This is a genomic window from Bifidobacterium sp. UBA6881 (assembly GCA_002451435.1).
Classification (GTDB): Bacteria; Actinomycetota; Actinomycetes; order Actinomycetales; family Bifidobacteriaceae; genus Bifidobacterium.
In genome coordinates, this window is sequence record DKCF01000071.1 from 25,977 (window position 1) to 32,135 (window position 6,159).

The following is a 6,159-nucleotide window of genomic DNA, read 5'->3' on the forward strand; positions in this document are numbered from 1 at the left end:
TGCGCGTTCGCGGTGCGTCGTGCGCTTCCGGGGCGTGCGGGCCATACGCCGACGTTCCGCGTCTTTTCCTCCGATTGGGTTCCGGCGGGCGAGGCGACGCTCGATGCCGCTGCGGAAGGCGTGGATTCCGTGGACGCGTTGTGGGAGTCGCTGTGCTCCCAGGTACTGCTGGGAGACCCCTCCCCCGTCGACCTCGACGAACGCGTCAGGCGGCATATGCTCGCCGCGCAGCTCAGAGCCGATATCGACAAGCTCACGCGGGACCACCAGCGTGCGAAGAATCCTGCGCAGCGCAATGAGATCTACGCCAAGCTGCACAAGGCCAAGAGGCAGCTGGACGAATTGCTGGGGTAACCGTGTTTGCGGCGACCGGGTGGCATGGAAACCGCATGGCCACCGCAATCCACAGGTACCGCAATCGCGCAGGCGCACGCGACTTAATCAGCGTGCGCATGTTCCACACATAAAAACCGGTTTCCTGCTTTCATATGCGCGATCGCATGCGAAAGCAGGAAACCGGAAACCGAATTTCGGCGCGTCCCCCATGCGGCGAGAGCGCCAAAGAACCGTCAGAAACCGAGGCGGGTGCGGCCGAACTGGTCGAGCCAGCGCAGGATCGCGCCTTCGCGCAACGCCCACGGGCAGATCTCGACTTCCTTGACGTCGAGCGCCTTCATGATCTCGTCGATCACCAAGCCGCCGCCGACGATCTGGTAGGTGCGTTCCGGTGTGACGCCCGGCAGCGCCACGCGCTGGTCCGGGGAGATGGCCGCGAGGCGCGGGAGCCAATCCTCCAGCTGGTCGCGGGTCATCACCGAAGTGTCCACACGACCCGGCTGTCGCATCACGGCACCGGCGAGACGCGCAAGGGAGCGAATCGTCTTCGACGTGCCGACGGCGTGCATCGGGTGCTTCGACTTCGGGAACGCATCGACCATCGGCTCGAGGATCTTGCGGATGTTTCTGCGCGCGTCCTCCAGCTCCTTTTCGCTTGCGATGCCGCTTTCCGGCAGGAACTCGCGCGTGACGCGGCCCGCGCCGGCCGGCACCGACAACGCCACGGTCGGATCCTCGTCGGACCCCATGGCGACCTCAAGCGAACCGCCGCCGATGTCGATGACGAGCAGACGGCCGGCGTCCCAACCATACCAACGGCGCGCGGCGAGGAACGTCAGGCGGGCCTCGTCAACGCCCGAGAGCACGGTGACCGGCTGGCCGATGGTGCTTTCGATGCGACGCAGGATCTTGCTGCCATTCGGAGCCTCGCGCAATGCCGACGTGGCAAGCACCAGCAGCTGGGTGATCTCGTACTCCTTGGCCAGCTCCATGGCCTTTTCCACAGCGGAGACCACGGCTTCGACGCCGGCCTTCTTGATGGTACCGTCCTCTTTGAGGTACTGCATCAGACGGACGGTGCTCTTCGTGCTCGCCTCAGGCTCCGGGCGCGCGCCCGGAGCGGCATCGACGATAAGCATATGTACGGTATTCGAACCAATATCAAGCACGCCGAGTCGCGTGGCGTGCGAATGCAAACTGACCATAGTTCACAGCATACTGATCGGAATGTTCACTTTTCGCACGACATGCCAATGAAAACATTTGCATTTTCTCTAACAGAAACACGATTGCATAACATCATATGACTGCAATATAAGGAATACAACGATTGCAGTACGTTGTTTGCCAACGCTGGCAAAATACAGAAAAAGGGCGATTCACGGTGCGTGACCCTTGAATCGCCCTTCATACGAACCATCCGCGAAGATGCGCCCTTCCCCGTAGCCTTCGCGGATTCACGTCAGCCGACGGAACGACGGGAGGTCTCCACGCCGAACACGCCGGTGACCAGCATCGCGATCACCGCGACGACCGAGATGGACACGAACACGGAATTGGCGCCCATCGTCACCAGCATCCAGCCGACGATCATCGGCATCAGCACATTCAGCAGCTTCGCGATGGCATTCGCCAAACCGACGCAGCGGAAGCGGACCTTGGTGGCGAACAGCTCCGGAGCGTACACGGCCACGACCGACGCCATCAACACGTACAGGCTCATCGTCAGCAGGAAGCCGACCACGATCGCGCCGATGGAACTCGTCTGCGCCGCATAGGCGAGACCGAACACCGCGGTCAGGCCGAACGCCGAAACGATGACCTTCTTGCGTCCGATATGGTCGAGGAGCACGGATCCGATCAGGCAGCCGACAGGCGCGCCGCACATCATCAGCGTGCTCGTCCACAACGAGCTGGAAAGATCGATGCCGCGCTTGACCAGAATCGTCGGCACCCAGGAAGTGAACGCGTACGAGCACACGTTCGTCGCGGCGACCGCGACGATGGCCACCAGCAGGCAGACACCCAAGGCGTGGTTGCGGCGTTCGCGCGCGTTCATCGAGCGGGAACCGGCGGCATCCATGTCATCATGGCGAGGCTTGAAGTTCGCATCGTCGAATTCGGAACCGTTCTCCTCAAGCTTGCGCACGATGGCCTCGGCCTCGTCGTAGCGCCCATGCACGGCGAGCCAACGCGGAGACTCCGGAATGTCGCGGCGCAGCCACCAGATCACCGCGGCGATGATGCCGATGCCGATGAACAGCGGACGCCACGACCAGCGTGGGATGATCCACGCGCACAGCAGCATGGCGACCGGCACGCCACAGTTGGCGACCAACGACACGATGGCGCACCAACGTCCTCGACGTTCCACGGGAGCGAATTCGTTGACCATCGCGAAACCGGTCACGATCTCGGCGCCCAAGCCGAGTCCGGCGCCCAGGCGACACAACGACAGCACGGCCATATTCGGCGCGAAAGCGCCCAGGAACGTGAAACCGCCGAACAGCAGCAGGTTGATCTGATACGCGACGCGGCGTCCCTTCAGGTCGCCGATGAATCCGGCCAGCAGCGAACCGATCAGCAATCCCATGAATCCGGCCGACATGAACGTCGAATTCTGCGCCACCGTCGACCAATGCGTCGACAGGGCGCTCGACGCCACCGCCGAACCGATGTACACGTCGATGGAATCCATCAGCATGCCCGCCGCGACCAATGCGACGATTTTGTGGAACATGCGCGTTTCCTTCGCGTAATCCACACGACGGGTGATTTCCTCTACCTGCTTCTTCTGCGCGGCGTCCATTTCGGCCGCGCGTGATGCAGCATTGCGCTTCACATTCTGCAAAGCCTGTGCAGTCATCTCTCAATGCCTCGTTTTTGTTGTATTCTTCGCCGTCCCATAAGACGACGAAGGCAACCCCATTGTGTAGGGTTGCCTTCGCCATCGATAAGACGGATCCAAGAATCCGCATGGACGGGAAGTCGTGCGTCCCGTCTTGCGCTGAGGCCACACCATAGTCCGGTCAGACGGAATCATCGACGGAAGGCCACATAGTGACCGACCTCGGACCGCGCGTCTCGCAGTGCGGCCGACACCGCAGCCGCGCACGCGCGATGCCGTCGGCCGCATGACGCCAAGCGCGCAGGCGCGATATGCGATATGTCAGCCACGCAGACGGGCCACGAAATCGCCCAAGCGCTTCAATCCCTCACGCAGCGCCTCGCGCGACGCCGCGTACGACAGGCGCACATGCGTGTCCGCGGTGGCGTTGCCGAAGTCACGGCCCGGCGTCAACGCAACGTGCGCCTCCTTCAGCGCGCGTTCGCAGAACGTCCATGCGTCGAGACCGGTGCCGGAGATGTTGAAGTACGCGTAGAACGCGCCATTGGGCTCGACTTCCAACGGCAGGCCGATTTCAGCCAGACCATCCACCACGATGCGGCGGCGCTCCAGCAGTTCCTGACGGCGCTCCTCGCATACGGCGAGCGTTTCGGGAGTGAAGCACGCGAGCGCCGCATGCTGGGTGGGCGTGTGCGCGCACAGGAAGAAGTTGGTGGCGAGGTCGTCCATGGCTTCGAGCGCGTATTCCGGCACGACCATCCAACCGAGCCTCCATCCGGTCATGCCGAAGAACTTGGAGAAGCTGGAGCACACGATGGCGTCCGGATCGCAGGCCAGCACGGATTTCACTTCGGAGCCGTCCGGTTCGCGGTCGGCCAGATCGAGGTACGTCTCGTCCACGATGCGCCATGCGCCGCGGCTGCGGGCCAGATCGCAGACGGCCTTCAAGGTGTCGAACGCGATGGTGGTGCCGGTCGGGTTCGACGGCGACGTGATCATCACGGCCTTGGTGCGGTCCGTCCAGTATTCGTCGCACAGCTCCGGCGTCAGATGGAACCGCGTCGAAGCGTCCGTCGGCACGTCCACGACCTTGCCGCCGAACGCCCGCACGAGTTCGCGGTTGCACGGGTACGAGGGGTCGGCGATCAGCACCTCGTCATCGTCGTTCACCGTCAGCGCGGCGGACAGCAGCAGCGCCGTGGAGCCGCCCGCGGTGATCGCGATGCGTTTGGGATCGACGTCCACATGGTGGCGCTCGCGGTAGAAATCGGAAATCGCCTGGCGCAATTCCGGCAGACCCATCGCGGCGGTGTACGGCAGGGGACGTCCGTCATATTGTTCGCGCATGGCATCGCGGACGGCCGGGGGCGCGCCGAAATCCGGTTCACCCAAGCTCAGTTTGACCACATCGGTACCGGAGGCGATCATCTCATCGGCCATCGCGCCGAATACCATGGCACGGAACGGATTGGCGATCTGCGCGCGATGCGACATCTGCGGCAGCGCGCTGTTCTCAGCATTTTCCATATTTCAATTTTCTACCACGTTCCATGCGGCGTCGCGAATCATCGATCATGCGAGGGTCACGTCTTCGCGGCCGGCACATCCACGATTTGATGGTATAGGCGTTCCAAGCGCTCGTCCCGGGTCTTTTTGGCGAGTTCGCATTCCCATACGACGATCACGCGCCATCCCATCGTTTCGAGTTCGGCGTGCTGCCGGGCGTCGCGGTCACGGTTGCGCGTGAGCTTCGCGGTCCAGAATTCGACGTTTGATTTCGGTATGCGCGCCGCCTTCGGGCAATGCTCGTGCATATGCCAGAAGCACCCGTTGATGAATACGATGGTGTGGTATTTGGGCAGCACCACGTCGGGATGGCCGGGATAGCGTTTGTCGTTTTTGCGGAACCGCAACCCTTTGGAGAACAGAAAGCTTCGTACGATCCGCTCGATTGACGTGTCCTTGCCGCGGATGTGCGACATGGTATAGCTGCGCGTGCCGCGTTGGTATTTTTCCGGTTTCCTTGCTGCCACGGCTCCCTATTATCGCAACGGCGCGGATCTTCCCTCACGGCGTCTCACGGCGCCGCACGGAGGGATGGGCAATGCCGTTCCAATCGCCATATGCCATGCGCGCGGGCGTTCGGCGGCTTGGGCACCGCATCCGAATTCCGCGCCGCATGCAATGCGCGCGGACATGCCAGGCGGACGGTCGAACGGGTAGTCTTGTATCACAACGTCGCGGATGCGATGGGCCGGTGGCGGAACCACGACGGTTCCATGCACGGAAGCGTATTCCGCAGACATACGGGCGCATATCAAGGAGGCTCTCATGGCGCAGATCAACGTCGCGATTCTCGGTGCCGGGCGAATCGCACGGCATATGGCCGATACTTTGGTGAAGATGGCGGAGGACGAACGGTATCGCGATCTCGTCGCGCCATATGCCGTCGCCGCACGTGATGGCGGCCGCGCCGCCGTGTTCGCCGCCGAATTCGGTTTTCCCGTCTCCTATGGCTCCTACGAGGAGCTTGCCGCCGATCCGAAGGTGAATCTGGTGTATATCGCGACGCCGCATAATCTGCACGCGTCGCAGGCCGCGTTGTGCATGCGCGCGGGCAAGGGCGTGCTGGTGGAGAAGGCGTTCGGCGCCAACACCGCGCAGGCGCAGGCCATGATCGACGTTTCCAATGAGACCGGCATGTTGTGCACGGAGGCGATCTGGACGCGATACATGCCGTCGCGCCCCATGATCGACGACATCATCGCGTCGGGCGCGATCGGCGACGTGCAGGCCATCGACGCGAACCTCTGCTACCCCACCACCGCGAAGGCGCGCATCGTCGATCCGGCATTGGCCGGCGGCGCGCTGCTCGACGTCGGCGTGTACCCGATCAATTTCATCGACATGATCATGCACAACGCGCCGATCGCGCGTGTCGAGTCGTCGATGCGCGCATACGAGACCGGCGTGGA

General features: G+C 62.8%; 6 protein-coding genes. 2 read left to right on the forward strand and 4 right to left on the reverse strand.

The annotated features are described in order from the left end of the window. Positions 1-354 (forward strand): DUF4391 domain-containing protein (locus tag B3C64_RS05400; RefSeq protein ID WP_291534255.1); only part of this gene is annotated, 354 nt, incomplete at its 5' end. A gap of 215 nt (positions 355-569) precedes the next feature. Here B3C64_RS05400 and B3C64_RS05405 read toward each other — a convergent pair. From B3C64_RS05405 to B3C64_RS05420, 4 genes are all read right to left on the reverse strand, one after another. After that, positions 570-1,541, reverse strand: coding sequence for a Ppx/GppA phosphatase family protein (locus B3C64_RS05405; protein ID WP_291534257.1), 972 nt, complete (start codon positions 1,539-1,541; stop codon positions 570-572). A 257-nt stretch (positions 1,542-1,798) separates the two neighbouring features. Next, the gene (locus B3C64_RS05410; RefSeq protein ID WP_414632167.1) at positions 1,799-3,202 is read right to left on the reverse strand and encodes an MFS transporter; all 1,404 of its coding nucleotides are present in this window, start codon (positions 3,200-3,202) and stop codon (positions 1,799-1,801) included. A gap of 303 nt (positions 3,203-3,505) precedes the next feature. Then, on the reverse strand, positions 3,506-4,711 hold the full coding sequence (locus B3C64_RS05415) for a pyridoxal phosphate-dependent aminotransferase (RefSeq protein WP_291534259.1): 1,206 nt from the start codon (positions 4,709-4,711) through the stop codon (positions 3,506-3,508). A 56-nt stretch (positions 4,712-4,767) separates the two neighbouring features. Further along, a complete protein-coding gene (locus B3C64_RS05420) occupies positions 4,768-5,217 on the reverse strand; it encodes a very short patch repair endonuclease (RefSeq protein WP_291534261.1) in 450 nt (149 codons plus the stop codon). A gap of 298 nt (positions 5,218-5,515) precedes the next feature. On the opposite strand from B3C64_RS05420, the gene B3C64_RS05425 reads away from it, so the two are divergent. After that, positions 5,516-6,159 (forward strand): Gfo/Idh/MocA family protein (locus tag B3C64_RS05425; protein ID WP_291534263.1); only part of this gene is annotated, 644 nt, incomplete at its 3' end.